A 25,692-nucleotide genomic window follows, 5' to 3' on the forward strand; every position below is an offset into this window, starting at 1 on the left:
GGAGGGCGCGTGGAGATCTCCGAACTCGCGGGCAGGATCCGCGACCACCGTTTCGACGGGTGGACCGACACCGCCATCGCCGACGAGATCGAGAAGTTCGGCACCGGCGACGGGATCGCCAGCATCGCCACCGCGGTCGAGGCGCTGCGGGAGGTCGCGACCGCGCTCGCGGGCACCGACCGCACGCTGCGCGACCAGCTGGCGAAGCTCGGCGTCGAATGGCAGAGCCAGGCGGGCGGACAGGCCGGACAGGTGCTGTCGGATCAAGCGGGCTTCTCGCAGGACGCGATGCAGAAGGTGACGCACACCGCGGAAATGCTTTTCGCGCAAGGGGAAGCGTTCAACCGCACCAAGTACAAGCTGCCCGACCCGGCCGCGGTGCGCAAAGGCGCGGAGAGCCTCACGCTCATCGACACGGTGGTGAGCTTCCTCGGCTTCGAGACCGACCACTCGGCCCAGGTGCAAGCCGCGGACAACGCGCGCGGCCAAGCGGTCGAGGCGTTGAACTCGTATGCCCAGCAGAGCGGGGAAAACTTGCTGTCCACCGAGCCGCTGGGGCAGCCGCAATCGCTCACGATGGTCCAGCCCGGCAGCGGGCCGAGCCCGGTCGACCGGGCGGCCTCGGCGGTCGAAGTGACGCCGGACGGCCAGGTGCAGCCCGCTGCGGCGTCGGTGAAGTCGCAGTACGTTCCCCCGCCACCGCCTCCGGTCGTGGACCCGCCGACGCCTGCGCACGGCACGGCTTCGCCTGCTGCCCGGCCAGCTGCGCCGGTGGTCGCGGCTAGCTACGTTCCGCCAGCTTCTCCTCCTCCGCCGCCGGGCTGGGAGAAGGCACCGGGGAACACGCCGCACAGCGGTCCGCCTCGGTCGGTCGGTTCGACCAACGGGCCCGGAATCCCCAGTGGGCCAAGCACTTCCGGCGGACCAGGCGCTTCGAGCGGGACGCGGGTTCCTGGCGGGATGCGGGAGCCCGGCACCTTCGTGCCGACTGGTCCGCGTGGGACTGGCGGCGGTTCCGACAGCGGTCCGGCTGGCCGCGGGACCGTTGGTAGTTCGGAAAGCCTCGGCGGCGCAAGCGGATCCGGTCGCTCCGGTGGCCCGGCAGGACACCTCGGAGGTGCCGCGGGCGGCCATGAAAACCAAGCGCTGCAACGGGGTCGGCTAGTCGGCAGTGTCCCGCAGGCGCCGCCCGCTCCCGTCGCCGAAACCCCCGGCGGTGCCCCTGCTCCGCGTGGCGGCGGAGCGACGGCCGGAGAAATCGGCGCGGGTGCCGCTGCTTTGGGCGCGGGCGTGGCCGGTGGTGCGCTTTCCGGAGATCGCGAACGGCAAGGCCGCGGACAAGACGGTCAGCAAAAGGGTTTGGTCCGGCCATTGCCGGTGGACGAGCTTCCCGAGGAGGACGCCGTCGCATTGCGGAAAGCCGAGCAGATCGCGCCGAAATCGGGCAGCGGCGACGCCAAATTCCTTTCCGAAGCGGCTCCGCAGGAAAGCGACGACGAACACGTGCGCCGCTTCGGCGTCGACGACAAGGATCTGTTCGCCGACGGCCGGATGGTCGCGCGCGACGTCCTCGGCGACGGCACGGGAGACGTGCGCCGGCCGTGAACCTGGTACTGACCGCCCTCGAATTCGACGTGCTGTGGGAATCGCTTGACCTTGGCGGACGGCCGCCCGCGCTCGCGGTCCCGTCGCCGGGGCGCACGCACACCGAACGGGCCGAGCTGATCGCGTCCGTCTGGGATTCGCTGGCAGAGCGGCGATTGGCACGCGGCCGCCGTCCATCCGGGACGGTGCTGGACCAGTTGCATCTGCTGGCCCGGCCGCGGGAAGCCGTGGATGTCTGGGTGTGGGCGGACCGCGAGATCCACGGCCGCGCGGTGAGCCGGGGCAGCCAGGCCGTGCTCGCGGTGGTCGACCGGGACGAGGTGTGGCTGATTCCCGCCGACGCCAGCGGCCTCGCCGACGCGGTGGTGTCGGTGGCCGGATCGCTCGACCCGGGTGTCGGCCAGTCGATCTCGCTGCCGCACAGCACGCTCGTCGCCGCCGACACGGCTGCCGCTGGCGATCCGAAAGCGCTGGTCACGGCCTTGGAGGACCGGGGTGTGGCGTTGTGGGAGGCGCAGGAGCTGGCGGGCATGCTGATGGGCCAGGCGGCGCGCGGGCAGTTCTGCGCGGTACGGGTGCTGCGGGACGGGACGGTGCGCCGGTCACCGCAGGTGGCGGCGTTTTACGACACCGACTCCGGGCGGTATCTGTTCCAGCTCACCGACGATTCGGACGGCCATGCCTGGGCGACGGTGAGCCCGGCGGACAATGCGGTGCTGGCGGAGCGGGTGCGGGAGTTGCAGGCCGCGATTTGAGTCAGCCGTGCGGTTTGACTGCGTTGGCGAGTACGTCGAGCACTCGTCGCGGAACCGCAGTTCCTTTCGCCAGACGGCGTGGCGTCCGTTGATGAGGTTACGGAAAGCGTACCCTGCCAGTCAGGCTCGTACGGGGGAAACAGCCAGCGCAGGTAGCACCTGTCCTGCTGTTGGTTCACGGTCACGTACGCATCCCCGATTTTAGTCGTCTGCCCCTCGGCTGGTTGCGGTTTTGAAACTTGCTGGACGCTCGCAAGGTAATCCTTGCTGCCGCGCCACGTGCAGTCATGCAATCCTTTTACTTCGCTGTTCAGGACGTTGCCGGCGGCCTCCTGGAGCGGCTTCTTCAGCGCCGGAGCACACAGGTCAGCCTCTCGGAGGGTCTTGGCGATGTTGGGGTAAGGAGCCGGATTGCTGCGCAGTTTTCCCAGTACCGCAGTCATGCTTTCACGGGCGACGTCGCAACTAGTTTGGGCAGTGCCGGGCGCGTCCACTGCGATGCCGAATTCAGGAGTAGAAGGGTTGATGACCGCTAGTTCGCATTCATTAGATTCCTGGTTCTGGATTGCGTCCATCGAACCCACCTTGGTCGGTTGTCCCTTCTGGCCCAGCAAGGAGACGCCCAATCGGAGGCCGATAGTCTGGCTTGGAGTTGCCTCGAAGGGGTAGGTGCATCCTTCGTACAGCATGTCGGCGCGTCCGGGCTGCAACGGTCCGCTCTTCGGCAGAGAATCGGGACTAAGCAGCTTGCACGGATCGGCCCGGCGCAGTGCTGCGGGGCTGAGCGGATCAGGCGGCGGTGCGCTAACCGGGGCCGCGGCGGGATTGTCGTAGCGATTCACCAGAACCACTGTTGTCGCTGCCGCGATCACTATCGCCGTCGCTGCCGCGACAGTCGGGACCAGCCACTTAGGACGTTTCCGCGGCTCCTTCGGCATCGGCAACTCGAGTGCAGTCCTCACCTCGTCCTGCTGCCGCTCGATCATCGTGTGCACCGCTGGCGGCCAAGGCGTCGCGGTGATCTGGACCGAGCCGAGGAAGTCCAGGATCTGTGCCGTACTTGGCCGCACCCTCGGATCCTTCGCCAGGCAAGGTTCGACAAGCCGCCGCAGGTCCGGGTGCAGGTTGGTGAGGTCGGGAGCGCTATGAACGACGTTGTACAGCGTCTGAGGAGTGGACGCTCCGGCGAACGGCGCCCGACCAGCCGCAGCCATCGTCACCAGCGCACCGAATGAGAACACGTCGCTGGCAGGCGTCAGCGGTAGGCCGTTCGCCTGCTCCGGCGACATGAATCCGGGCGAACCGATGATCGACCCCGTGTGGGTGATATCGGTGTCGCCTTCGGCGGCCCTGGCGATGCCGAAGTCGATGACTCGTGGGCCGTCCGCGGCGAGGAGGACGTTGCTGGGCTTGAGGTCCCGGTGGATCAGGCCGACCCGGTGGATCTCGGCGAGCGCCGACGCGAGACCGGTCGCGAGGAAATGCACCACGTTCGGTGGGAGCGGGCCCGCGGCGTCTATCGCTTCCTTGAGGGAGGGGCCCGCAACGAAGACTGAGGCGAGCCATGGCAGCGGAGCGTCCGGGTCGGCATCCATCACAGCAGCGGTGTACGCACCGGACACCATCCGGGAGGTTTCCACCTCGCGCTTGAACCGAGAACGGAACCCCGGGTCGTGTGCGAACGCCGGATGCACCTGTTTGACCGCGACGAGCCGTCCTTCCCGGGACACCCCGAGCAGCACCCGGCCCATTCCTCCTTCTCCCAGCGAAGCGATCAGGCGGTATCGCCCGAATTGCCGGGATTCGCCGGGATGCAGCGGCTGCACTGAATACCCTCCATTCCCCAGTCGGGGTCCTCGTGGTCGCGACGCGGGTGGAAGTCCGGGAGAACTGCACACGGCACGCGTCCGAAGTCTTAGAGTAAGCAGGGGAACCGAACCGGTCAGCGGAGCGTCCGAACTGGTCGGGAAGCGAGTGTCGCGAAGGGGATGACGAACGGTGCCTGTCTACGATCCGGATTCCATGGCCATTGCCGCCAGGAACGTGGAGAAGCTCAAGGACGAGTTCGAAAAGTCCAAGAAGCATCTCACCGGCGTTGACGACGAGCCCGAAAGCCCGTTCGGCACGATGGGCGGCTCCAAGGACGTGCACGGCGCGGTCGGCACGTTCAAGCAGGGGGTGCACAGCGAGTTCGACGCGGCCGGGAAGCTGATGGAGGCGACCAGCTTCATTCTCAAGAAGGCGGCGGGGCTGATCCAGGAGACCGATCAGGTCCACAAGACCGACCTGACCGTCCACGAAGACCGCTGAGCAGGGACGAGGGGGCTAGAGCATGGCGCTGATCGACTATCCGCCGAATTGGAACGGCATTGTCGAGAAAGCTAAGAAGGTCGACAAGATCAACCCGGACGCGATCAGCAAAGCCGGGCAGCAGTTCAGCGACGCCGCGAAGCGGGCGGGCGACCACGGCCAACAGCTGACGAATTCCGCGAAGTCGTTGTCCGGCGGAGTGTGGGAGGGCCCGGCAGCGGACGCCTTCGTCGAGTACGTCACGCAGATCACCAAAGCGGGCGACAAGGTGCAGGGGCATCTTGACGACGTCGGCAAGGACCTGACGCAGCTGTCGTCCGACCTCGGCGGGATCAAGACCAAGGTCACCGATGCGATGAACAACGCCAAGACGGCGATCGACAACCGCATCAAGACCGAGTCGGACAAAGCGCGGAAAGCGCAGACGGCGGAGGCGGAGTACGCCAAGTCGGACAAGAAAGGCCCGGCCCCCAGTCCGACGTCGAAGTCGATCATCGACGCCGCGAACACGGCCAACCAAACGGACGCCACGAACGCCGAACAGGCCATCGACCCGCTCCTTAAGCAGGCCGATGACATGGTCAAGAAGTCGCAGGACCTGATGAAGACCCAGATCGAGGGTGGCTACTCGAAGGTCCCGCTCCCCAACTCGGACGGCACGGTGCCGCAGAGCACCGGCGGGCTGCACACCGGCCACCACGGCGGTGGCGGGGGCAGCGGCGGCGGAGGAGGCGGCGGTGCTGGTGGCGGCGGGCTCGGCCCGAGCGGCGGTCCGCCCTCGTCGCCTCCGCCCGGCAATGTTCAGCAGTGGATCCAGGAAGCGATCAAGGCGCTGCAGGCCGCGGGCGTCAACGTGACGGACGCGGACATCAAGAACATCTGGGCGATCATCCAGCACGAGTCCGGCGGCAATCCGAACGCGATCAACAACTGGGACTGCGTGCCACTGGACACGATGGTGCTGACTCGGCGCGGAATGCTGAAGCATCACGACGTCAAGGTCGGCGACGAGACCATCGGATACAACCCGGCCACCCGGCGCAGCGAGTGGACCCGGATCACTCGGGTGGTGCACCACGAGAACGCGCCGCTCGTGCGGCTGGTCAACACTCGCTGGCAGGCGACGACGACGCCGAACCACCGCTGGCTCACGTTTCCCCGGGTCGCCGAGGCCAAGCCAGCGGGCCCGCTGGTGTGCCCGGAATGCGGATGGGAGCCACGGGCTTCCGTTCAACCGGCTAACGGCGTCGCGGTTCACCGGCGCAAGATCCATGGCGTGCGGCCGGCTCCGGCCCGTTCCGAGTACGCCACCGAGGGCCGGTTCGTCACGACCAGCGAGGTCGGCAGCCGGGACCGGTTGCTCCTGTCGGCGATTGCCGACACCGGGGCTGGGCTTGACGTGACCGTGCGCGAGGCCGCGATCCTCGGCTGGATCGCCGGAGACGGACACATCGAGTCTCGTCAGCATCGGCCGACCGCCTCGATTGCCCAGTCGAAGCCGGACATGGTCGCGAAGATCCGCGAACTCCTGACGGACGTGCCACACGCGGAGTATGTGGACGATCGAGGTGGGTGCGGGCCGCGGCACCAGTTCCGGCTAGACCACGACTACCTTCGCGATTTGCTGCGCCGGGCCGGGAATCCGAAGACAGCGGCCTTCGGCCAAGTCCTCGCGATGTCGGCTGACCAGCGTGCGGCGTGGCTCGAAGCGATCACGGACGCGGAGGGAACGCGGCATCTTCGCCCGGGCTTTACCCAGCCCAAGGTCACGATCTACCAGGCACCAGGGGAAGTTCTCGACGCGATCACGCTTGCGGTCTACCTCTCCGGTGCGCGGCCGCGGGTGTCCTGCAGCGACCGGACGGCGGAGCATCACACCTGGCAGGTCGAGGGCGCGGTCCGAGCGAACAACCCGATCATCACGGGCGCGTTCCTCCGGGAGGAAACCGCCGGACGGGGCGATGTCTGGTGTGTCACGACCGAACTGGGCACGTGGACGGCGAGGGAGGGTGACCACCTGTTCCTCACCGGCAATTCGAATGCCGCGGCAGGCCACCCGTCCAAGGGCCTGATGCAGTGCATCGACTCCACGTTCAACGCGCACAAGCTGCCCGGCCACGACAACATCTACAACCCGGTCGACAACATCATCGCCGGCGTCCGGTACTCGCTCGACCGCTACGGCTCGATGTCCAACGTTCCGGGCATCGCGGCGATGGCCCACGGCGGCGCGTACCGCGGTTACTGACGGGAGCAAAGGCACACCCCGCACGCGGTTCCGCCGGTTAGCCTGGCCGCATGGTCGACATCGGTGCTTTCGGCGGGCCCGCGTTGCGGGCAGGCGTACCTCCTTTCCACGTGATGGACGTGCTGTCCGCGGCGCAAGCGCGGCAGCGCAGCCACGGCGACCTGATTTCGCTGGCTGCCGGGCAACCGTCGGTGCCCGCTCCGGCGGCGGTGCTCAGAGCCGCTCAGGAAGCGCTGGGGAAGCACACCCTCGGCTACACCGAACAGCTCGGCATCCCTGAGCTGCGCGAAGCCGTCGCCGGGCATTACCGGCGCACCTACGACGTCGACGTGACCGCCTCCGACGTCGTCATGACTACCGGCTCCTCCGGCGGGTTCCTGCTGTCGTTTCTCAGCGCCTTCGACCCGGGGGCGCGGGTCGCGATGGCCCGGCCGGGCTACCCGGCGTACCGGAATCTGCTGAACGTCCTCGGCTGCGAGGTCGTCGAGTTCGCCACCACCGCCGAGACGAATTTCCAGCCGACCGTCGAGCAGCTCGACCAGCTCGGGCCGATTGACGGGCTCATCGTCGCGAGTCCCAGCAACCCGACCGGGACCGTGCTGCCGCCGGGTGAGCTGGCCGCGATTTCCGGCTGGTGCGCGTCGCACGGGGTGCAGCTGATCAGCGACGAGATCTACCACGGCATCTCGTACGGCAAGCAGCTCGATTGCGCCTGGCAGTACGGCCGGGAAGCGCTGGTGCTCGGGTCGTTCTCGAAGTACTTCGCGATGACCGGCTGGCGGCTCGGCTGGATGCTCGTGCCGCAGCGGCTGCACCGGGCGGTCGACGTCCTCACCGGCAACTTCACCATCTGCCCGCCCGCGGTTTCGCAGTACGCGGCGGTCGCGGCGTTCACGCCGGAGTCCTACGCCGAGGCGGACGCGCACGTCGAGCATTACCGGCGCAACCGTGACCTGCTTTTCGCCGGTCTGCGCGAGATCGGGCTCGACAAGCTCGCCCCTGCCGACGGCGCGTTCTACGCCTACGCCGACGTGTCCGACCACACCACCGACAGCCTGAGCTGGTGCCAGCGGCTGCTCGCCGACACCGGCCTCGCGATCACCCCGGGTATCGACTTCGACCCGGTCGACGGTGGCCGCTACGTGCGGTTTTCCTTCGCCGGCGCGACCGAGGACGTGACCGAGGGGGTGCGCAGGCTCGGCGGCTGGCTGGGGTAAGACCGGTCAGGGGCGGCCCGGTCAGCCGTGCTGCTCGGGCCAGTCCCATTCGAGCCCGTACCTCCCGGCGCGCAGTCCGAGCATGACGGCGTGCGTGTTGGCCGATTCGCCGATGCGCACCGGTCGTTCGGTCGGGGTCGGATCGCTGAACGGGCGGCGGACCTCCCGGCAGCGGACTGGGACGGCGCCGGGACCGAACTGGGCCTCGATCAGGAATTCCTGGATGGGCAGCCGGAAACTGGCGGTCCAGCCGTTGTCGGACGGCTGTCCCGGCTCGGGGTACAGCTCGATCTCGTACTCGAGGACCACGGTTTCGCCGCGGCGGAGCGCGCTGTCGAAGAGGAGTTCGTTGATCATCAGGTGCTTCTCTTCGCTCACCGACTGGCGGCCCAGCCTGCAGTTGTGCGTCGAGATGAGCGTGGGCCGGCGGCGGGCGCCAGGGGTGAGTTCCAGCAGGTTGAGGTCGTGGCTGAGGCCGTCCCGTTCGGCCCGCAGGACGTGCCGGTAGCTGATCCGGTGCACCGCCCGGCCGGAGTCGAGGTGGCAGCGCAGGTGCAAGCTGATCCGGCGCAGTCCGTTCTGCGGTGCGATGTCGGCGTCGGTCATCAGCGCCGACAGTCCACTGGAGTCCAGCCACTGCTCGTCGGGTGCCGCGGACTCCTCGGCGGCGACTTGCCTTCCCCTCGGCCGGGGCGGTCCCAGCCTGCCGGACAGCCTGCCCATCGGCAGTTCGAGGACGTTCTCGAGCTGGCGCACCGCTTCTATCGACCGGCGTTGTTCGGGCTGGCGGCTGCCGGACTGCCAGTTGCTCAGCGTCGCCAGGCTGACCCGGCTTCCGCGCTCGGTCAGCCTGGCCCGGATGCGTTCCAGGGTGAGGCCGCTGGCATCGATCGCGCCGCGCAGCGTTTCGGCGAAGGAGGGTTCGCCCGGATCGAGGGAGTCAAGGTTATTCCGCTGATCGGGACCGTGCGGCGCAATCGAATAATCGTGGAGTGTCAATGCGCGTCACCTCCGCGGCGGCCTTCCCTTGTGCGGAACCCTATCGAGTGAAGGGGGTTGGACAAAGGCAACGACCAGCGATCGAGCGGAACGTCGTATTTGTTCCGCCAGACCGCTGGTCGCTATTATGCCCGTTTAAGGTGAACTATCTGAAATTGTCGATTCTTACTTGGTGAAGGCGGCGGTGCCCTTCGGGGTGCCCAGCCCGGTCGGGCCGTCCCATCCGGCGCCCGCGTTGCACCACTGCTTGGTGTCGCAGCTGCCGTTGCTGCCCGAGGTGACGTCGGTCAGCTGGTCGGTGTGCGACCACGGGTACTGGGCGGGCCAGTCCTGTGCACCGGGGGTGCCGGCATCGGCGTAGACGCTCGCGATGATCGGTGACGAAGCGCTGGTGCCGCCGACGACCTGCCAGCCGCTCTGCTGGAAGGTGTCATACACCGCGACACCGGTGGCCGGGTCGGCGACCGCGGAGACGTCCGCGATGGCCTTCTTGTCGCAGCCGGTCGCGTCGGTCTGGTAGCCGGGCTTCGCCGCGTAGCTGGAGCAACCCGAGCCCGCGCCTTTCCACGCCGTCTCGGTGTACGAGCCGCCGCTGCTCTTCAGGGTCGTGCCGCCGACGCCGACGGCGTACGGGGAGGATGCCGGCCAGCTCGCGCCGTAGCCGCTGTCACCGCTGGATGCGGTGATCGCCACGCCGGGGTGCTTGAAGTGCGCGTCGCCCGCGCTTCCCTCGGACTCGTCGCCGCCCCAGCTGTTGGAGACGAACTTCGCGCCGAGCTTTACCGCGGTGTCCACCGCCTTGCCCAAGTCGTCGGTGGTGGCCTGATTGGCCTCGACCACGAGGATCTTGGCGTTCGGCGCGGTCGCGGCGATCATGTCGACGTCCAGCGCGGTCTCGACGGCCCAGTCCGGGTCGGCGGCAGGCAGGGGGCTCTCCTGGCCGTCTTGATTCACGATCTGTACGTCGCCGGCGGGTAATCCGAACTGCTTGCGGTAGGCGGCCAGATCTGCTTTGAGAGAGGGGTAGTCGCCGGACTCGGTGACGGCGATCGTCTGGCCCGCACCGCCGTCGGCCTTCAGCTGATAGGCGGCTTGCAGCTCTGCGGGGCCGTAGCCGGAGGGGGCGGCGCCGGGGGCGCGCCGGGCCTGCTTGATGTCGGTGCGCACCTGTGCGAAGCAGGACATGTGGCCTGCCGCGCGCACCTGCGCACAGGCGTTTTTCACCGTCGGGCCACCGGTGGCCGAGGGGGCGGCGGAGAATTGCTGCGCGGTGGCAGTTCCACCGGTGGTGAGGGCGAGCGCGACGGCGAAGACGCCGCCTGCGATCAATTTCTTGCGCATTGATTTTGCTCCCGACTCAGTGGTGAATTATTCACCACTGATAATTGGTCCGGGGCGTCGAATGAACAACGGTCCGATAGTAGGTGCCTTTCAACGGACAGTCGTAAAGCCGTAAAAACTGCATTCCATGATGTCTCGGCCAGAGACCGGCCGGTCAAGCCGGCCGCACCACCCGCTGGACGAGACGACCAGGAAAGCGGCTCAGGGGGAACCCGGAGATCCCCCTGAACGTTAGGCTGGCGTAGAGAGTTTCCGTCGCACGGATGGCACGCTGGAGGGCACCGGGCCGACGTGGCGCGGAAACGGCATCGGAGGAGCCATGTTCTGGAAGATCGTCGGAGCGCTCGTCGTGGCCTGGATCGCCTTTATGGTGCTCGGGTCAGTGATCGGCTTCGTGTTCAAGGCCGTGCTGTGGATCGGCATCATCGGCGGGGTGCTGTTCCTGGGCACCGCGGCCTACGGGGCGATCACCGGGAAGAAGCAGTCGAAGCGGATCAGCCGCTGACCGGCGCCGAACCATACTGAGGCAGACGACGGCTCCCGCACCGAGAGGGTGCGGGAGCCGTTCGCGGCTCAGGCCAGTGCGGCGCGGGCGGCTTCCGTGCCGTCCCACAGGTGCGCGCGGATTCCGACCGCGCGGGCACCGTCGATGTTCACCTGGCGGTCGTCGAAGAACAGGCACTCGTCCGGCTTGGCACCCAGCTTGTCCAGCAGCAGCTGGAAGATCTCGGCGTCCGGCTTCGCGACCTTCACGTCGCCGGAGAACAGCGTGTGCTTGAACAGCTTCGCCCATTCCTGCTCGCGCACCCAGACGCCGAACGCCGACGGCGCGTTCGACAGCAACGCGAGCGAGGCCCCGGCTTCGGACAGCGACTGCAGCAGGTCCAGCGACCCCGGCGCGAGCTGTCCCCAGCCCGCGACGTCGAGCGCGGTCAGCTCTGCCGACAGCGCGTCGTCCACCTTCGCGCCCACCTGGTCGCCGATCGACGTCCAGTACTCCAGGTCAGGACAGCCGCGGTCGTACGGGTCGCGCACGCTCCAGTACACCGGCTCGAACGTCTCCAGCGAGACGCCCATCGCGGCGGCCAGCTTCGGCACCGCGGCGGTGCGGAGGCTGAGCACCTCGCCGTAGTCGAACACGATCCAGTTGGTCACCCGAGTCCCCCAGGGTTTCAGACGCCGGTCTTGATCCGGCGCAGTGCTTCGGCGATGTCAGCGGACGACAGGTCCCGGTGCGTCACGAACCGGACCTTGCCCGCCATGGGCAGGGCTTGAATGCCGAGCGAGCCGAGCCAGTTCAGCGCGGTCGGCACGTCCGGCACGCCGGCCAGGACGATGTTGGTGTCCGGCGTCCGGACGTCCCAGCCGTGTTCGGACAGGCCGTCGGCCAGCCGTTTCGCGAACTCGTGCGTCTCGGCCAGCTCGTCGACGCGGTCCAGCGCGACCAGGCAGGCCGCGGCGAGCACCCCGCCCTGACGCACGCCGCCGCCGAGCATCTGCCGCATCCGCCGGGCGCGCTCCACGAACTCGACGCTGCCCGCGACGACCGAGCCGACCGGCGCGCCCAGACCCTTGCTGAAGCACGCCGACACGGTGTCGACGCCGACCGTCAGCGCGGCTGGCGGCACCTGCAGCGCGACGGCGGCGTGCCAGATCCGCGCGCCGTCGAGGTGCACGGTGAGCCCGGACTGCTTCGCGACGGACAGCAGCTGTGCGTGCTCGTCGGGTGGGGTGACCGCGCCGCCAGCCGCGTTGTGCGTGTTTTCCAGGCACAACAGTGTGGTGCGGAGCGTGAAGTACGGGCCGGGGTTGCCGATCGCGGCTTCGAGCGTTTCCGGCAGGCACCGGCCGGGACCCGCGTCGTGTTCGAGGATGTCCGGCATGCCGCCGGCCAGCCAGGCGGCCGAGCCGAGTTCGTTGGTGAGCACGTGCGCGCCGCGGGTGGCGAGGAACCGGTCGCCGCGCTGCAGGTGGACGCTCAGCGCGATCAGGTTCGCCATCGTGCCGCTGGGCGTCCACAGCGCGGCCGGCATACCGAGCGTTTGCGCGGCCCGGCGCTCTAGCTCGGCGATCGTCGGGTCGGTGCCGATGACGTTGTCGTCGACCTCGGCCTCGGCCATGGCCGCGCGCATGATCGCGTCCGGGCGGGTGACGGTGTCGGAACGGAAGTCGATCAGCTGCCCAGTCATGGTCACAGTCCGATCACATCACACAGGTGGGCGCGGCATCAATGCGGCGGGGGGTGGAACGTCTCCGGCCGGACGTGCAACCGTGGACGCCCCCGGATCCGTCCCTTCACCGGACATGGCCAGAGCGGAGCTGCAAAGCGCGTGGACCAGCGCGACGAACAAGAGTTCGCGGAGTACTTCGCCGCGAGGAGGGACGCCGTGCGCCGGACCGCGTATTTGCTGTGCGGGGATTGGCACAAGGCCGACGACCTCGCGCAGACAGCGTTCGTCGCACTGCACCGGAGGTGGAAGAAGATCAGAGACCGCGCGGCGACCGACGCGTATGTGCGCAAGACGCTGGTGCGCGCGGTCATCGACGAGTCTCGCCGTCCGTGGCGGCGGGAGCGGCAGACCGAGGTGCTGCCCGAACCCGTTGACGACGGTCCCGGGCTCGCCGAACGCGTCGCGACCAGGGAGGACCTGCTCGCGGCGTTGAAGGAGGTGCCGCCGAAGCAGCGGGCGGTGCTGGTGCTGCGGTTCTTCGACGGCCTGGACGTCGGTGCCGCGGCGACGGCGCTGGGCTGCAGCGAGGGCAACGTGAAGAGCCAGACGGCGCGCGGGCTGGCGAATCTGCGTCAGGTGCTGGAACGGGAGGTGGAGACCAATGGATGAGCGCGAAGCGGAGACGTTGTTCTCCGCCGCTCCCGGCGAGGTGCCGCCTCCGACGTTCTCGGTGGAGGACGTGGTGCGCCGCTCGAAGCGCGAGACGCTGCGCCGGCGCAACCGGATCACCGTCGGCGCGGCGGCCGTCGCGGTGGTCGCGGGGTTCGGTACGTGGGGAATTGTCGGGATTACGAGCGAGAAGTCCGATTCGATGGCGAATTCCGTGGCCGCACCGGCGCAACCCGGCGGCTCGGCGGCGCGTCCTTTCAGCAATGGGGATGACTTCCCGGGTCAGCCGTCTCGGCAGGGAGCCGGCGAAACCGGGAGGACCGGCCCTCGGGTCGAAGGCACCTCCGGGTGCGCACGGGTGGACTGGGAGCTCGCCACTGCCCTCGCTGGCGAGCTCCCAGGCCACTTGAGTGCCGCGCAGGCTTCCCCAGGCAGCGTTTGTACGACGTCGTCGCGCGGCGCGGGGTTCCCGCTTCCGGACGGGGCGATCGGCGCGGCCGTGTTCGCTCGCGGTGCCGAGGTGACCGTGCCCACGCAACCGGCCGGAGCCGTCACTGTGCGTCAGAAAACCGGCAGTGGGGGGACTCTCGTGCTGGTCAGCGTGCCGGGTACTTCCGGGCATCCAGCACCGTACGCAACCGACCTGGCGCGCTTCGCCGCTTCGCTGGCCCCCCGGTTCTGACCAGCGGCCCACGGCGCGGCTGGCAGAATATCGGGGCATGACGGCAGCAGCCACCACTCCGAAGGGCGAGCGACGACGAGCGACACTCGTCGAAGCCGCCGCCGAGCTGCTGGCCGAGGGCGGTTTCGACGCGGTCCGGCACCGTGCCGTCGCCGAGCGGGCGGGCCTGCCGCTGGCGTCCACGACGTACTACTTCGACTCGCTGGAAGAACTCGTCACCGCCGCGGTGGAACATCACGGGCAGACCGAACTGGACAACGGACGGCGGCAGCTGGACGACCTGACGACCCGCAACCGGGGAGTCGAGGCGACCGTGGAACTCGTGCTGGACATGCTGCTCGGCCCGCCGAGCGGCGATCCGGAGGCGGACGCCGAGGCGGTCCTGCTGCGCTACGAACGCCTGGTCGCGACTGGACGGCGGCCGTACCTGCGCCCGTTGATGCGGACGCTGTCCCAGCAGCTCAACGAACTGCTGACGGAGATCTTCGCCCGCTCCGGGACGCCGGTGGCCAAGGACGAGCTGGACCGGCTGGTCGCGCTGGTGGACGGGGCCGTGGTCAACGCGCTGATCGCGGTCGACCCGGCCCCGCGCGCCGCCGCCGGGCGGATGCTGCGGACCGCGCTCGCGGAGTCCGCCGGCGTCCCTTGAGAACAGTCAGTCCGGATACGCCGCGGTGGCGCGGATTTCGATCAGCAGCCCCGGACTGGCGAGCCCGCTGACGCCGATCATCGACCACGCCGGATAGGGCTCCGCGGTCACGATCCGCTGCTTGGCTTCCAGGAAACCGGGCAGGTGCTGGTGGATGTCGACGTGGTAGCTGGTGATGTCGACCAGCGCGGAGAGGTCGAGTCCTTCCAACCGGAGGATTTCCTCGATCCGGCGGAGCGCGATCTCGGTCTGCTCTTCGATGGTTTCCGCGATGGCCCCGTCCGGGCGGCGGCCGATCGTTCCCGCGATGAAGAGCAGGTTTCCCGCACGGACGGCGGCCGAGTAGCCGAAACGGGAGAAGGCGGAGGCCCCGGACGGCCCGAAGACTTCGGAGTCCTCGGGGACTTTGACGGACTGCATGTGGATCCCTTTCTCAGTTGCCCCAGCGGGAGGAACGGCTGGCGCGTTCCAGCCGGGTTTCGCCGTCGGCCGCGCGTTCCCGCAGGAAATCAGCGGGAACGGACGGCACGGGTGCGTTCTTCGTCGGGTTTTTCGCGGCCTGCGCGACGATCGCGTCGGTGAGCGAGCGGACCATGTTCAGCCGTGGGTAAGCGGCGTGGATCGTCGCGGCCTGCTCGTCGGTGATGGCTTCGACGTGCTCGGCGCCGATCGGGCCGCCGAAGTCGACGGCGACCCCCGCGCGCAGGAGCACGCACAGCTCGCCGCGGTGTTCCGCGATTCCCGGGGAGGTGTGCAGGGCGATGGCCTGCCAGACCTGGTCGGCGTTCGCGGTGGAAATCCCTTGCTGGGTAAGGAATCCGGCGGCGCGCTCGGCGCCTTCGACCTCGAAGCGTTCCTGGTGCGCGCCGTCGGTCGCCACGCCGAGGTCGTGCATCACGCACGCGGCGAACAGCAGGTCGTCGTCGTAGTCGAACACAGCCAGCCGGTCGGCGACCAGCCGGGCGAACAGATAGCTGCGGACGCTGTGGTTGAACACCGACTGCGATTCCACTGGCCGGACGACCTCGATGACGGCGTCCGCCAGCGGGGTCGCGGGCAGTGCGGCCACCGCGTCCGGAAGGAGTTCGGTCATGGCTTCAAGACTGGCCCGCAGGCCGCTGACCTGGTGAGTGGCAAGTTTGCCGTACTTCGATAGAATCTTGCCATGACAGTGCATCGGGTCGCGGTGCTGGCGCTCGACGGGGTCCTCCCGCTAGATCTGGCGATCCCGGCGCAGGTGTTCCAGGTCCGGCCGCAGACGCATTACGAGATGACGTTGTGCGCGCTCGGCCCGAAGGTCGCCACCAGCGCCGGGTTCGCGCTGGCCGCCGAGGGCGGGGTCGAGCAGCTGCGGGCGGCGGACACGCTGATCGTGCCGGGATTCGACTTCGAGCATCGTCTGCCGGAAGCCGCGGTCGAGCTGCTGGCCGAGGCCCGCGGCCGGGGACGGCGCGTGGTGTCCATCTGCACCGGCGCGTTCGCGCTGGCCGCGGCGGGAGTGCTGGACGGCCTGCACGCTACGACGCATTGGGAATATATCGACGATTTCGAGCGGGAGTACCCCTCGGTCCAGGTCGATCGAGATGTCCTTTACGTCGACGAGGGCGACGTGCTCACCTCCGCCGGCGTGTGCTGCGGCATCGACCTGTGCCTGCACATCGTGCGCCGCGACCTGGGTGCCGCGGTCGCCAATCGGATCGCGCGCGGTCTCGTCGCCGCTCCGCATCGCGAAGGCGGCCAGGCCCAGTACGTGCCCGCTCCGCTCGCGGACGCCGGCGACGCTTCGCTGTCCGGCACGCGGGAATGGGCGTTGCAGCGGCTGGACGAATCGCTCAGCATCCGCCTGCTCGCCCGGCACGCCGGGATGTCGCAGCGGACGTTCCTGCGCCGGTTCGCCGAGGAAACCGGGACGACCCCGTTGCAGTGGCTGCTCAACGCGCGGCTCGGCAAAGCGCGGGAATTGCTGGAGACTACGGACCATTCAGTGGACCGTGTGGCGCGGGACTGCGGTTTGGGCACCCCGGCCAACCTGCGGCTGCACTTCCGGCGCGCGCTCGGGACCACGCCGACCGCCTACCGGCTGGCCTTCGCCTCCTGACGCGTCCGGGCGGCGTCGGCGGCGGATTTCACCAGCAGCTCCAGCATCGCGGTCTCGGCGGCGTCCGGGTCGTGCGCGGCGATGGCGTCCAGCACCCGGCGATGGCTCGGCACCGGATCGTCGGTGGGGCCGCCGCTGTGGACGAGCTTGTCCCGTTCCGCCAAACCGATCGCGATGACGCGTTCGATCTGGAGCAGGAAGTTGTTGTGCGCGGCGGTCAACAGGCTGCGGTGGAACGCCAGATCCGCCTCGACACTCGCCTCCGCATCCGGCGCGGCGATCATCGCGTCGAGCGCGGACGCCATCGCGGCGAGGTCTTCGGCGGTCGCGCGCTCAGCGGCCATCCGCGCGGCCGCGGGCTCGACCACAGCGCGTACTTCGGCCAATTCGTCCAGCAGGCCAGCGTTTCCGCGCGCGGTGGTTTGCCAGCGCATGACGTCGGCGTCCAGGAGCTGCCAGCGTTCGCGCGGTTGCACGAACGTTCCGTGCTTCTGTCGAGCGCCGATCATTCCCTTTGCGGCCAACACTTTCAACGCTTCCCGCAGCGCGGTGAGGCTGATGTCCAGCTCCTCGCGCAGCGCGGGAAGGTCGAGCACCATGCCCTCGTGCCAGATGCCGGACAGAATCCGCGCGGCGAGCGTTTCCACGGTCTGCCCGTGCAGGCCGCGAGGGCGATGATCGGTCACCGGAGCGGGAGCACGCACGTCGGGGAGCCGGCCGGGTACGTGCGCACCTTCGCGTTTCCCAAGTCCGGCAACGGGAAAACGGAGATGACGTCGTCCTTGAAGGCTGCGGTGTAGCACATTCCGCCCGCGACCGCGAAGTTCCACGGGAAGGACCCGCACGGCTGATCAGCGACCGCCCGCAGCGGCGAACCCGCGAACGACGTGATGCATTCCGGGCCGCGGTTCGACAGATAGACCCCGGATTCGAGTACTTCCAGGTGTGCTACCAGGGATTCGCCGCCAGCCACCGTCGACGGAGTCGCCTCGGCGAACTCGAACGCACCCGGCGAAGTCTCGCGCATCGTGATCAGCTCGCCGGACAATTCCCCGGCCACGTAAGCGATTCCGTCCGAGCCGCGCACGAGCTGTCGCGGTCCGGTGCCCGGCGGCAGTGCCGAAACGGCCAGCGGAGTCAGTTTTCCTTCCGGAGACAGCGAATAGCTGCGGATTTCGTCGGTCCCGAGGTCGACGGCGCTCACCACCGAGCTGTCCGCCGAGGACACCGCCATGTGGACGTGCGGGCCTTCCTGCCGGTCGGCGCGCGGCCCGCTTCCGGTGTGCCGCACCAGGTCGGTGCGGCCGTCGATCCGGCCGTCCGCGCGGAGGGCGAACACGGCGAGACTGCCGCCGCCGTAGTTGGCGCACAACAGGAACCGGCCGTCCGGCGTCACCGCGAGATGGCACGGGCTGGCCCCGCCGGATTCGACCACGTCGAGCGCGGTCAGCCCGTCGGCGACCGAAACGGAGGTGATCTCGCCGTAGCTCGTCTCGTTGGTCGCGTACACCATCGGCAGCGCGGGATGCTGGGTCAGCCAGGTCGGCGACACCATCGGCAACGTCGAATCCACTGTCAGCTCGCCGCCGGAGCGTCGGAAAACCGAGATTCCCGTGCCCTTCCCGCCGGTTTCGGCGGTGCGGCAGCCGACGAGTACGACGTCGCTCACTAGTTCTCCCTCACCAATGCGGCCACCCGGGCCTGGATGTCCTCAGCGGAACCACGGGTCAGCGCCGACCCGATCCCGCAGGCGACGGCGCCCGCGTCGAGCCAGCGTGGCACGTCCTCGGGAGCGATTCCACCCGTTGGCACGAGCGGTGCCTGCGGAAGCGCGGCGCGCACGTCCTTGATCCACTGTGGCCCGAGCGCGGAAGCGGGGAAAACCTTTACGGCGTCAGCACCTTCCTCCATCGCGCGCACGATTTCGGTGACCGAACCGGTGCCCGGCAGCGCCGCGACGCCGTACCGATGAGCGGTACGCAGCACCTCGGTGTGCAGCGACGGGGAGACGAGAAACTGGGCCCCCGCACGGATCGCGGCCGTCGCGGACGACTCGTCGAGCACCGTGCCCGCCCCGATCGTGGCGTCCGGATAAGCGGCGCTCAGCTCCTCGATCGCGACGAGCGCGCCCGCGTTGGTGAGCGGGACTTCGACCGACTTCAACCCCGCGTCGAGCACTGCCCGCGCTGCGATGACGGCCGACGCGGCGTCCGTCGTCCGCACGATCCCGACGACGCCCTGGCGCACCGCGGCACGCGTGATCTCCCACCGGTAACCCATGCCGGCCAGCCTAGCAGGAGAATTATAAATTACTAATTATTCTTGACTCGGTTGAAGGCATCCCGGCATGCTTGCGAACCATGCGCACTGCCGTGGTGACCGGCGCGGCGTCCGGGATCGGTGCCGCGACCGCCCGCAACCTCGACGCCGACGGCTACCGGGTGATCGGCGTCGACCTCGCCCCGGTCCCGGGTGGCGTGCAGGGCGATGTGGCCGATGACGAGACGTGGCAACGCGTTCTAGACCTGGCCGGCGAAGTCGACGCCGTGGTCAGCAACGCTTACCTGCCGACTTTGGGCCCACTGCACGAAACCGACCGCGCCCAATGGCAACGCCAGCTGGACGTGAACCTCACCGCCTCGTACCTGGCCGTCCGGACCTGCCTGCCGTCGCTGCGGGCCCGGTGCGGGTCCGTGGTGCTGGTTTCCTCCGTCCACGCGCGATTCGGACTGCCCGGACACCCGGCGTACGCGGCCAGCAAAGGCGCGTTGGTGTCTCTGGCGCGGCAATTGGCCGTGGAGTACGCGCCGGAAGTGCGGGTGAATTCGGTGCTTCCCGGCCCCGTGCAGACCGAGGCGTGGGGCCGGATCAGCGCGGAAGACCGCGAACGCAGCGCCCGCGCGACGCCTGCCGGTCGGCTCGGCGATCCGGCCGAGGTCGCCGCGGTGATCGCGTTCCTGCTCTCGCCCGCGGCGTCGTTCGTCACGGGTGCCGAGCTGACCGTCGACGGCGGCTGGTCGGCCGCGAAAGATTCCGCTTAGTCCGCTTAGTCCGCTTAGGAGACAAGGTGCAGATCACCGGGATCGAGACGTTCCTCGTCGCGCCGCGCTGGTTGTTCCTCAAGGTCAGCACCGACGAGGGCATCGCGGGCTGGGGCGAGCCGGTCGTCGAAGGACGGGCCGGGACCGTTCGCGCGGCCGTGCACGAGCTGGCCGAGCTGGTCATCGGGAAGGACCCGCTGCGGATCGAGGACCACTGGCAGGTGCTGCGGCGCGGCGGCTTCTACCGTGGTGGCCCGGTGCTTTCCAGCGCGCTCGCCGGGTTCGACCAGGCGCTGTGGGACATCGCGGGCAAGGCCCGGAACGCTCCGGTGCACGAGCTGCTCGGCGGTCCGGTGCGCGATCGCGTGCGGGTGTATTCGTGGGTCGGCGGCGACCGTCCGTCGGGGATCTTCGACGCGGTATCCGCGCAGGTCGAGCGTGGTTTTACTGCGGTGAAGATGAACGTCGCCGGACCACTCGGGCCGATCGCCACGCCCGCCGAGGCCAACGCCGCGCTGGCCCGTGCCCGGGAGGCGCGGGAAGCGCTCGGACCGGACCGGGACCTGGCGATCGACTTCCACGGCCGCGTCTCGCCCGCGATGGCGCGTCGGCTGGTGAAGATGCTCGAAGAAGTGCAGCCGATGTTCGTGGAGGAGCCGGTACTGCCGGAGCTGCCCGCGGACGTGCTCGCGTCGGTGGTCGAGGCCTCGACGGTGCCGGTCGCGCTCGGGGAACGGCTGTTCTCGCGCTGGGAGTTCAAGCCGGTGCTGGACGCGGGCGTCGCCGTGGTGCAGCCGGATCCGTCGCACGCGGGCGGCATCTCGGAGCTGCGCCGGATCGCCGCGCTGGCCGAGGTGTACGGCGCGAACCTGGCCCCGCACTGCCCGCTCGGCCCGATCTCGCTGGCCGCCGCGCTGCAGGTGGCGTTCGCGACGCCGAACTTCCTGATCCAGGAACAAAGCCTCGGCATGCACTACCACGACGGCCGCGAGCCGGTCGCCTATCTCGCCGACGACGCGTTGTTCCGCTTCACCGACGGCTACGCCGCGCGGCCGACCGCTCCTGGCCTCGGCATCGAGGTGGACGAGGAGGCTGTGCGTCGCGCGGACGAGGCCGGGCATGCGTGGCGGTCGCCAGTGTGGCGGCTGCCCGACGGCAGCTTCACGGAGTGGTGACCGCCGCGCTGACCTGCGCAGGTATCGTGACCGCGTGACGCTCAAGCCCAGCATTCCGAACGTGCTCGCCGCCCGCTACGCCTCGCCTGAGCTGGTGGCGCTCTGGTCGCCCGAACGCAAGGTCGTGCTCGAGCGGCGGCTGTGGCTCGCCGTGCTGCGGGCGCAGGCCGAGCTGGGCGTCGAGGTGCCCGAAGGCGTGCTCGACGACTACGAACGCGTCGTCGAGCAGGTCGACCTCGAATCGATCGCCGCCCGCGAACGCGTCACCCGGCACGACGTCAAGGCCCGGATCGAGGAGTTCAACGCCCTCGCCGGCCACGAGCACGTGCACAAGGGCATGACCTCGCGCGATCTCACCGAGAACGTCGAACAGCTGCAGCAGCTGCGGTCGCTGGAACTGGTCCGCGGCCGGGTCGCCGCGGTGCTGTCGCGGCTGGCCGCGCTGGCTGTCGAGCACTCCGACCTGGTGATGGCCGGTCGCTCGCACAACGTCGCCGCGCAGGCGACCACCCTCGGCAAGCGCTTCGCGACCGCCGCCGACGAACTGCTCGTCGCGTTCTCCCGGCTGGACAACCTGATCGAGCGCTACCCGCTGCGCGGCATCAAGGGCCCGGTCGGTACCGCGCAGGACATGCTCGACCTGCTCGGCGACGAGTCCACTTTGGACCAGCTGGAGTCCCGGATCGCCGAGCACCTCGGCTTCGGCAACCGGTTCGTCAGCGTCGGCCAGGTGTACCCGCGCTCGCTCGACTTCGACGTGCTGTCCACTGTGGTCCAGCTCGCCGCCGCGCCGTCCAGCCTCGCCAAGACGATCCGGCTGATGGCCGGGCACGAGCTGGTCACCGAGGGCTTCAAGCCGGGCCAGGTCGGGTCGTCGGCCATGCCGCACAAGATGAACACCCGGTCCTGCGAGCGCGTCAACGGGCTCGCCGTGATCCTGCGCGGGTACCTGTCGATGATCGGCGAGCTGGCCGGCGACCAGTGGAACGAGGGCGACGTCTCGGATTCCGTCGTGCGCCGCGTCGCGCTGCCGGACGCGTTCTTCGCGCTCGACGGCCTGCTCGAAACCTTCCTCACCGTGCTCGGCGAGTTCGGCGCGTTCCCGGCCGTGGTCGAGCGTGAGCTTGATCGCTATCTCCCGTTCCTCGCGACCACGAAGGTGCTCATGGCGTCGGTGCGCCGCGGCGTCGGGCGTGAGACCGCTCACGAGGCCATCAAGGAGAACGCTGTCGGCGTCGCTCTCGCGATGCGCGAACGGGGTGCGGAGAACGACCTCCTCGACCGGCTCGCGGCCGACGAACGGATCCCGCTCACCCGCGCTGACCTGGACGAACTCCTCGCCGACCGGATCTCGTTCACCGGCGTCGCCCCGCGTCAGGTCGAAGAAGTCGCGGCGCGCGTCGAGGACGTGCTCAAGCGATTCCCGGACGCCGCGGCGTACGCGCCGCAGCCGATTCTGTGAGTGCGCGCACGTCGTCCACGTGCTGAGACGGCATTACTCGATCGGGCGAAGCTTTTAGTCTTCGTGCCGAACCCGGAAGCGCCAGGCCGCCACCCGCGGCCTGGCGCTTCCTGTCTGCGCACCCCGGATACCCAGGAAGAAGTCATGAGAAAGATCCTCAGCACGCTCGCCGTCGTAGTCGCCGCCACCGCGGGCCTTACGGCGTGCGGATCCTCGGACGCTTCCGGGGAAACCCTGCGCGTCGGCACCCTCACCGACGCCCCGCCCAGCATCTACCTCGAGAACGGCCAGTTCACCGGCTACGACAACGAACTCCTGCGGGACATCGCCAAGCGCGAGGGCTTCCAGGTCGAGTTCGTCGGCACCGAGTTCTCCGGCCTGCTCGCCAAGGTCGCCGGCGGCCAGCTCGACATCGGCAGCTCGACGATTTCCGCGACCGCCGCGCGCAAGAAGACCGTGGCGTTCAGCAACGGCTACGACTCCAGCTTCACCACCGTCGTCAGCAAGAAGGGCGCCGCGCTGCCCGCCGCGAACTCGTTCGCGGGCAAGCGGGTCGGCGTCGTGCAGGGTTCGGTGCAGGACGAGTTCGCCGGCAAGCTCGCCGGGGCGCAGGTCGTGCGGTTCCCGGACTACAACGCCGGTTTCGCGCAGCTGAAGACCGGCGGTCTCGACGGCTGGGTCGTGCCGAAGGACATCGGCCAGAAGTACATCGACCAGAACCCGACGCTTCCGCTCGACTTCGGCTACACCGTCGCGGACAAGGACACCCCGTCGGCCTTCGCGGTCGCCAAGTCGAACACCGAGCTGCTGAAGAAGATCAACGACGGTCTGGCCAAGGCGATCGCCGACGGCACCGCGGCCCGGCTGCACGCGCAGTTCTTCAAGGAGGCCCCGGTCGCGAAGGAACTGGAGAAGGGCGGCCCCGGCCTCCCGGTGGCGAACTCCTGATGCCGGGGCACACTGGTGGCATGAAGAAACTGATCGTCACCGCCGTAGCGGCGGCACTGGTCGCCGGCCTCACCGCGTGCGGTGGCGACGCCGGCGAGACCACCCTGCGGGTCGGCACCCTCAGCGATTCGCGGCCCAACGCGTACCAGGAGAACGGCGAATTCACCGGGTTCGACAACGCTTTGCTGAAGGATATCGCCGCGAAAGAGGGCTTGAAGCTGGAATTCGTGGCGACCGATTTCTCCGCGCTGCTCGGCAGCGTCGCGAACGGCCGGTTCGACATCGGCAGTTCGGCGATCGCGCAGACCGACGAGCGCAAGAAGACGGTGGCGTTCAGCGACCCGTACAACTACCAGTCGCTCGGCATCGAGGCGAAGGCGACCGCGGGCATCACCGACGAGAACTCGTTGGCGGGCAAGCGGATCGGCGTGGTGCAGGGCACGGTGTCGGACACCTGGCTCGCCGCGAACGCGCCGAAGGCGCAGGCGGTCCGGTTCCCGAACGACGCGGCGGCGCTGAGCGCGCTGAACTCCGCGGCGGTCGACGGCGCGGTGTTCGACCAGGTGTCCGCGGAGGATTACGCGAAGAAGAACCCTGAACTGAAGGTCACGAAGGCGATCACGACCAGCATTCCGCACGGGTACGCGGTGCGCAAGGGCAACACCGAACTGCTGGCCAAGCTGAACGACGGCATCAAGAAGGCCGTCGCGGACGGCACCTGGGCGAAGGTGCACCAGCAGTTCGAGCCGAGCATTCCGGTTCCCGCGGATTTCAAGACGAAGTAGTCTGATGGATCAGTTTTTTGACACTTTCCTGAACTGGCAGTACATCTGGGAGGTTTTCCCGGACCTGCTCAAGACCGGCCTCCTGAACACCCTGATCCTGTCGGTGGCGGCGGCTATCATCGGGACCCTGCTCGGCATGGTGCTCGCGGTGATGGGCTTGTCCACCAAGCGCTGGCTGCGCTGGCCGGCGCGGGTGTACACGGACATTTTCCGCGGCCTGCCCGCGATTCTGACGATCCTGGTGATCGGCCAGGGCGTCGGCCTGCTCGCTCGCGACTTGGTGGGCAACAACCCGTACCCGCTGGGCATCGCCGCGCTGAGCCTGATCGCCGCCGCGTACATCGGCGAGATCTTCCGGGCAGGCATCCAGAGCGTCGACAAGGGGCAGCTGGAGGCGAGCCGCGCGCTCGGCATGAGCTACTCCAAGGCGATGCTGCTGGTGGTGATCCCGCAGGGCGTGCGGCGAGTGCTGCCCGCGCTGGTGAACCAGTTCATCGCGCTGGTGAAGGATTCGACCCTGGTGTACTTCCTCGGTTTCCTTACCTCGCAACGGGAACTGTTCCGCATCGGCCAGGACCTCGCGGCCAACACTGGCAACTTGTCGCCCCTGGTCGCGGCCGGGGTGGTCTACCTGGTGATCACGGTGCCGCTGACGCACCTGGTGAACTACATCGACAAGCGGCTGCAAACCGGCCGCAAGGTGACGGCGGAGAGCAACGAAATGCTCGCGGGCGGAGCGGCGATATGAGCACGGCGATTCGTTCTTCTTCGGTGGAACTGAAGGACATCCACGTCAGTTTCGGGACGCTGGAGGTCCTGCGCGGGGTGAACCTGAAGGTGCCCAGCGGCAGCACCACGTGCGTCATCGGCCCGTCCGGTTCCGGAAAGTCGACGCTGCTGCGCTGCGTAAACCGCCTGCAGGAGCCCGACAGCGGCGACCTGCTGCTGGACGGCGAAAGCGTCATCGCCTCGGACCCGGACGCGCTGCGCCAGCGAGTGGGGATGGTTTTCCAGCACTTCAACCTTTTCGGACATCGTTCGGTGCTGGACAACATCGTGCTGCCGCTGCGCAGCGTGCGCGGTCTGTCCAAAGAGGACGCAGCGGGGGTCGCGCGGGCGCGCCTGGCGGAAGTCGGCCTCGCGGACAAGGCCCCGTACCGCCCAGCGGCGCTGTCCGGCGGCCAGCAGCAGCGGGTGGCGATCGCCCGCGCGCTGGCGATGGAACCGGAAGTGATGCTGTTCGACGAGGCCACGAGCGCGCTGGACCCGGAACTGGTGAAGGGCGTCCTGGACCTGATGGCGGGGCTGGCTTCGCGGGGCCTGACCCTGATCGTGGTGACACACGAGATGGGGTTCGCCCGGAGCGTGGCGGACGAGGTCGCGTTCATGGACGCCGGGAGGATCGTGGAGCAGGGGGTGCCGGAGCAGGTGTTCGAGGCACCGGCCAGTCCGCGGTTGCAGCAGTTCTTGTCACAGGTGTTGTGAGGGGGACGGCTGGCTTCTGGCCGTTCTCGCTGACCCGGCGGACTCGGAGCCG

25 protein-coding genes and 3 pseudogenes are annotated in these 25,692 nt (G+C 68.7%); 18 read left to right on the plus strand and 10 right to left on the minus strand.

The features are described 5' to 3' along the window. The first annotated feature begins 9 nt into the window (after positions 1–9). Positions 10–1,605 (plus strand): hypothetical protein, encoded by a 1,596-nt coding sequence (locus ACFSVL_RS12840; protein ID WP_378303720.1) that lies wholly within the window; start codon positions 10–12, stop codon positions 1,603–1,605. Then, entirely contained in the window at positions 1,602–2,360 is a 759-nt protein-coding gene (locus ACFSVL_RS12845; protein WP_378303722.1) for an ESX secretion-associated protein EspG, read from the plus strand. The genes ACFSVL_RS12840 and ACFSVL_RS12845 overlap by 4 nt, the downstream gene beginning before the upstream one ends. 665 nt (positions 2,361–3,025) lie before the next feature. On the opposite strand, the pseudogene ACFSVL_RS12850 reads toward ACFSVL_RS12845, so the two are convergent. Further along, positions 3,026–4,186 (minus strand): annotated as a pseudogene (locus tag ACFSVL_RS12850) (serine/threonine-protein kinase); the annotation flags it as partial. A 172-nt stretch (positions 4,187–4,358) separates the two neighbouring features. Here ACFSVL_RS12850 and ACFSVL_RS12855 point away from each other — a divergent pair. From ACFSVL_RS12855 to ACFSVL_RS12870, 4 genes and pseudogenes are all read left to right on the plus strand, one after another. After that, the gene (locus tag ACFSVL_RS12855) at positions 4,359–4,670 is read left to right on the plus strand and encodes a hypothetical protein (protein ID WP_067577414.1); all 312 of its coding nucleotides are present in this window, start codon (positions 4,359–4,361) and stop codon (positions 4,668–4,670) included. A gap of 22 nt (positions 4,671–4,692) precedes the next feature. Continuing rightward, a pseudogene (locus ACFSVL_RS12860) lies at positions 4,693–4,977 on the plus strand (WXG100 family type VII secretion target); the annotation flags it as partial. Between the two features lie 1,725 nt (positions 4,978–6,702). Continuing rightward, positions 6,703–6,918: pseudogene (locus ACFSVL_RS12865) on the plus strand (transglycosylase SLT domain-containing protein); the annotation flags it as partial. Positions 6,919–6,968: 50 nt separating this feature from the next. Further along, entirely contained in the window at positions 6,969–8,135 is a 1,167-nt protein-coding gene (locus tag ACFSVL_RS12870; RefSeq protein WP_378303724.1) for a pyridoxal phosphate-dependent aminotransferase, read from the plus strand. A gap of 21 nt (positions 8,136–8,156) precedes the next feature. On the opposite strand, the gene ACFSVL_RS12875 is transcribed toward ACFSVL_RS12870, so the two are convergent. Both ACFSVL_RS12875 and ACFSVL_RS12880 read right to left on the minus strand, forming a co-directional pair. Next, positions 8,157–9,134 (minus strand): hypothetical protein, encoded by a 978-nt coding sequence (locus ACFSVL_RS12875; protein WP_378303726.1) that lies wholly within the window; start codon positions 9,132–9,134, stop codon positions 8,157–8,159. Between the two features lie 165 nt (positions 9,135–9,299). Further along, complete coding sequence (locus tag ACFSVL_RS12880; RefSeq protein WP_378303728.1) at positions 9,300–10,475, minus strand: S53 family peptidase; 1,176 nt, start codon at positions 10,473–10,475, stop codon at positions 9,300–9,302. 319 nt (positions 10,476–10,794) lie between these two features. Here ACFSVL_RS12880 and ACFSVL_RS12885 point away from each other — a divergent pair, with 319 nt between their 5' ends. Continuing rightward, entirely contained in the window at positions 10,795–10,980 is a 186-nt protein-coding gene (locus ACFSVL_RS12885) for a hypothetical protein (RefSeq protein ID WP_344266394.1), read from the plus strand. Positions 10,981–11,048: 68 nt separating this feature from the next. On the opposite strand, the gene ACFSVL_RS12890 is transcribed toward ACFSVL_RS12885, so the two are convergent. After that, positions 11,049–11,630, minus strand: coding sequence for an HAD family hydrolase (locus ACFSVL_RS12890; RefSeq protein WP_378303730.1), 582 nt, complete (start codon positions 11,628–11,630; stop codon positions 11,049–11,051). A gap of 17 nt (positions 11,631–11,647) precedes the next feature. After that, positions 11,648–12,664 (minus strand): threonine aldolase family protein, encoded by a 1,017-nt coding sequence (locus ACFSVL_RS12895; protein ID WP_378303732.1) that lies wholly within the window; start codon positions 12,662–12,664, stop codon positions 11,648–11,650. A gap of 141 nt (positions 12,665–12,805) precedes the next feature. Between ACFSVL_RS12895 and ACFSVL_RS12900 the strand changes: the two genes are divergently transcribed. The 3 genes from ACFSVL_RS12900 to ACFSVL_RS12910 are packed head-to-tail and all read left to right on the plus strand — an operon-like array spanning position 12,806 to position 14,646. Then, positions 12,806–13,315, plus strand: coding sequence for a SigE family RNA polymerase sigma factor (locus ACFSVL_RS12900; protein WP_378303734.1), 510 nt, complete (start codon positions 12,806–12,808; stop codon positions 13,313–13,315). After that, the gene (locus ACFSVL_RS12905) at positions 13,308–13,997 is read left to right on the plus strand and encodes a hypothetical protein (protein WP_378303736.1); all 690 of its coding nucleotides are present in this window, start codon (positions 13,308–13,310) and stop codon (positions 13,995–13,997) included. Before ACFSVL_RS12900 ends, ACFSVL_RS12905 begins: the two co-directional genes overlap by 8 nt. Before the next feature lie 37 nt (positions 13,998–14,034). After that, positions 14,035–14,646: a TetR/AcrR family transcriptional regulator gene (locus tag ACFSVL_RS12910; protein WP_378303737.1), complete on the plus strand. Its 612-nt coding sequence runs from the start codon at positions 14,035–14,037 to the stop codon at positions 14,644–14,646. 6 nt (positions 14,647–14,652) lie between these two features. Here ACFSVL_RS12910 and ACFSVL_RS12915 read toward each other — a convergent pair whose 3' ends face one another. Together ACFSVL_RS12915 and ACFSVL_RS12920 are read right to left on the minus strand one after the other, a co-directional pair. Beyond that, positions 14,653–15,066: a RidA family protein gene (locus ACFSVL_RS12915; protein WP_378303739.1), complete on the minus strand. Its 414-nt coding sequence runs from the start codon at positions 15,064–15,066 to the stop codon at positions 14,653–14,655. 13 nt (positions 15,067–15,079) lie between these two features. After that, positions 15,080–15,739: an HD domain-containing protein gene (locus tag ACFSVL_RS12920; protein WP_378303741.1), complete on the minus strand. Its 660-nt coding sequence runs from the start codon at positions 15,737–15,739 to the stop codon at positions 15,080–15,082. Between the two features lie 72 nt (positions 15,740–15,811). Between ACFSVL_RS12920 and ACFSVL_RS12925 the strand changes: the two genes are divergently transcribed. Continuing rightward, a complete protein-coding gene (locus ACFSVL_RS12925; RefSeq protein WP_378303743.1) occupies positions 15,812–16,744 on the plus strand; it encodes a GlxA family transcriptional regulator in 933 nt (310 codons plus the stop codon). Here the strand turns inward: ACFSVL_RS12925 and ACFSVL_RS12930 are convergent. Genes ACFSVL_RS12930 through ACFSVL_RS12940 form a run of 3 tightly spaced genes read right to left on the minus strand, consistent with a single transcriptional unit; the run spans position 16,720 to position 19,024 of the window. Further along, entirely contained in the window at positions 16,720–17,430 is a 711-nt protein-coding gene (locus tag ACFSVL_RS12930; RefSeq protein ID WP_378303745.1) for a FadR/GntR family transcriptional regulator, read from the minus strand. The two genes, ACFSVL_RS12925 and ACFSVL_RS12930, sit on opposite strands and share 25 nt — an antisense overlap. Further along, positions 17,427–18,413: a lactonase family protein gene (locus tag ACFSVL_RS12935; RefSeq protein WP_378303746.1), complete on the minus strand. Its 987-nt coding sequence runs from the start codon at positions 18,411–18,413 to the stop codon at positions 17,427–17,429. Before ACFSVL_RS12935 ends, ACFSVL_RS12930 begins: the two co-directional genes overlap by 4 nt. Beyond that, positions 18,413–19,024, minus strand: a complete 612-nt coding sequence (locus ACFSVL_RS12940) for a bifunctional 4-hydroxy-2-oxoglutarate aldolase/2-dehydro-3-deoxy-phosphogluconate aldolase (RefSeq protein WP_378303748.1) — start codon at positions 19,022–19,024, stop codon at positions 18,413–18,415. Before ACFSVL_RS12940 ends, ACFSVL_RS12935 begins: the two co-directional genes overlap by 1 nt. A gap of 80 nt (positions 19,025–19,104) precedes the next feature. Here ACFSVL_RS12940 and ACFSVL_RS12945 point away from each other — a divergent pair, with 80 nt between their 5' ends. The 7 genes from ACFSVL_RS12945 to ACFSVL_RS12975 all read left to right on the plus strand — a co-directional run bounded on the left by ACFSVL_RS12945 (position 19,105) and on the right by ACFSVL_RS12975 (position 25,640). Then, complete coding sequence (locus tag ACFSVL_RS12945; RefSeq protein WP_378303750.1) at positions 19,105–19,785, plus strand: SDR family NAD(P)-dependent oxidoreductase; 681 nt, start codon at positions 19,105–19,107, stop codon at positions 19,783–19,785. 26 nt (positions 19,786–19,811) lie between these two features. Beyond that, on the plus strand, positions 19,812–20,960 hold the full coding sequence (dgoD, locus tag ACFSVL_RS12950) for a galactonate dehydratase (protein ID WP_378303752.1): 1,149 nt from the start codon (positions 19,812–19,814) through the stop codon (positions 20,958–20,960). Positions 20,961–20,994: 34 nt separating this feature from the next. Beyond that, positions 20,995–22,422 carry an adenylosuccinate lyase gene (gene purB, locus ACFSVL_RS12955; RefSeq protein ID WP_378303754.1) on the plus strand — a complete coding sequence of 476 codons (1,428 nt, stop codon included), beginning with the start codon at positions 20,995–20,997 and terminating at the stop codon, positions 22,420–22,422. Positions 22,423–22,566: 144 nt separating this feature from the next. Continuing rightward, the gene (locus tag ACFSVL_RS12960) at positions 22,567–23,370 is read left to right on the plus strand and encodes an ABC transporter substrate-binding protein (protein ID WP_378303756.1); all 804 of its coding nucleotides are present in this window, start codon (positions 22,567–22,569) and stop codon (positions 23,368–23,370) included. Positions 23,371–23,390: 20 nt separating this feature from the next. Further along, positions 23,391–24,155: an ABC transporter substrate-binding protein gene (locus ACFSVL_RS12965; protein ID WP_378303758.1), complete on the plus strand. Its 765-nt coding sequence runs from the start codon at positions 23,391–23,393 to the stop codon at positions 24,153–24,155. A 4-nt stretch (positions 24,156–24,159) separates the two neighbouring features. Continuing rightward, positions 24,160–24,903, plus strand: a complete 744-nt coding sequence (locus ACFSVL_RS12970; RefSeq protein WP_378303760.1) for an amino acid ABC transporter permease — start codon at positions 24,160–24,162, stop codon at positions 24,901–24,903. Then, on the plus strand, positions 24,900–25,640 hold the full coding sequence (locus ACFSVL_RS12975) for an amino acid ABC transporter ATP-binding protein (RefSeq protein WP_378303762.1): 741 nt from the start codon (positions 24,900–24,902) through the stop codon (positions 25,638–25,640). Before ACFSVL_RS12970 ends, ACFSVL_RS12975 begins: the two co-directional genes overlap by 4 nt. Positions 25,641–25,692: the final 52 nt, after the last annotated feature.

Origin of the sequence: Amycolatopsis silviterrae (genome assembly GCF_042684085.1) — a bacterium.
GTDB classification, from domain to species: Bacteria; Actinomycetota; Actinomycetes; order Mycobacteriales; family Pseudonocardiaceae; genus Amycolatopsis; species Amycolatopsis silviterrae.

Bases quoted from the DNA above. Each gene is read 5' to 3' on its own strand.
- ACFSVL_RS12870 (WP_378303724.1), top strand. From the start codon at position 6,969: ATGGTCGACATCGGTGCTTTCGGCGGGCCCGCGTTGCGGGCAGGCGTA.
- ACFSVL_RS12880 (WP_378303728.1), bottom strand. From the start codon at position 10,475: ATGCGCAAGAAATTGATCGCAGGCGGCGTCTTCGCCGTCGCGCTCGCC.
- ACFSVL_RS12885 (WP_344266394.1), top strand. From the start codon at position 10,795: ATGTTCTGGAAGATCGTCGGAGCGCTCGTCGTGGCCTGGATCGCCTTT.
- ACFSVL_RS12895 (WP_378303732.1), bottom strand. From the start codon at position 12,664: ATGACTGGGCAGCTGATCGACTTCCGTTCCGACACCGTCACCCGCCCG.
- ACFSVL_RS12905 (WP_378303736.1), top strand. From the start codon at position 13,308: ATGGATGAGCGCGAAGCGGAGACGTTGTTCTCCGCCGCTCCCGGCGAG.
- ACFSVL_RS12910 (WP_378303737.1), top strand. From the start codon at position 14,035: ATGACGGCAGCAGCCACCACTCCGAAGGGCGAGCGACGACGAGCGACA.
- ACFSVL_RS12915 (WP_378303739.1), bottom strand. From the start codon at position 15,066: ATGCAGTCCGTCAAAGTCCCCGAGGACTCCGAAGTCTTCGGGCCGTCC.
- ACFSVL_RS12920 (WP_378303741.1), bottom strand. From the start codon at position 15,739: ATGACCGAACTCCTTCCGGACGCGGTGGCCGCACTGCCCGCGACCCCG.
- ACFSVL_RS12925 (WP_378303743.1), top strand. From the start codon at position 15,812: ATGACAGTGCATCGGGTCGCGGTGCTGGCGCTCGACGGGGTCCTCCCG.
- ACFSVL_RS12940 (WP_378303748.1), bottom strand. From the start codon at position 19,024: ATGGGTTACCGGTGGGAGATCACGCGTGCCGCGGTGCGCCAGGGCGTC.
- ACFSVL_RS12945 (WP_378303750.1), top strand. From the start codon at position 19,105: ATGCGCACTGCCGTGGTGACCGGCGCGGCGTCCGGGATCGGTGCCGCG.
- ACFSVL_RS12960 (WP_378303756.1), top strand. From the start codon at position 22,567: ATGAGAAAGATCCTCAGCACGCTCGCCGTCGTAGTCGCCGCCACCGCG.
- ACFSVL_RS12965 (WP_378303758.1), top strand. From the start codon at position 23,391: ATGAAGAAACTGATCGTCACCGCCGTAGCGGCGGCACTGGTCGCCGGC.
- ACFSVL_RS12970 (WP_378303760.1), top strand. From the start codon at position 24,160: ATGGATCAGTTTTTTGACACTTTCCTGAACTGGCAGTACATCTGGGAG.
- ACFSVL_RS12975 (WP_378303762.1), top strand. From the start codon at position 24,900: ATGAGCACGGCGATTCGTTCTTCTTCGGTGGAACTGAAGGACATCCAC.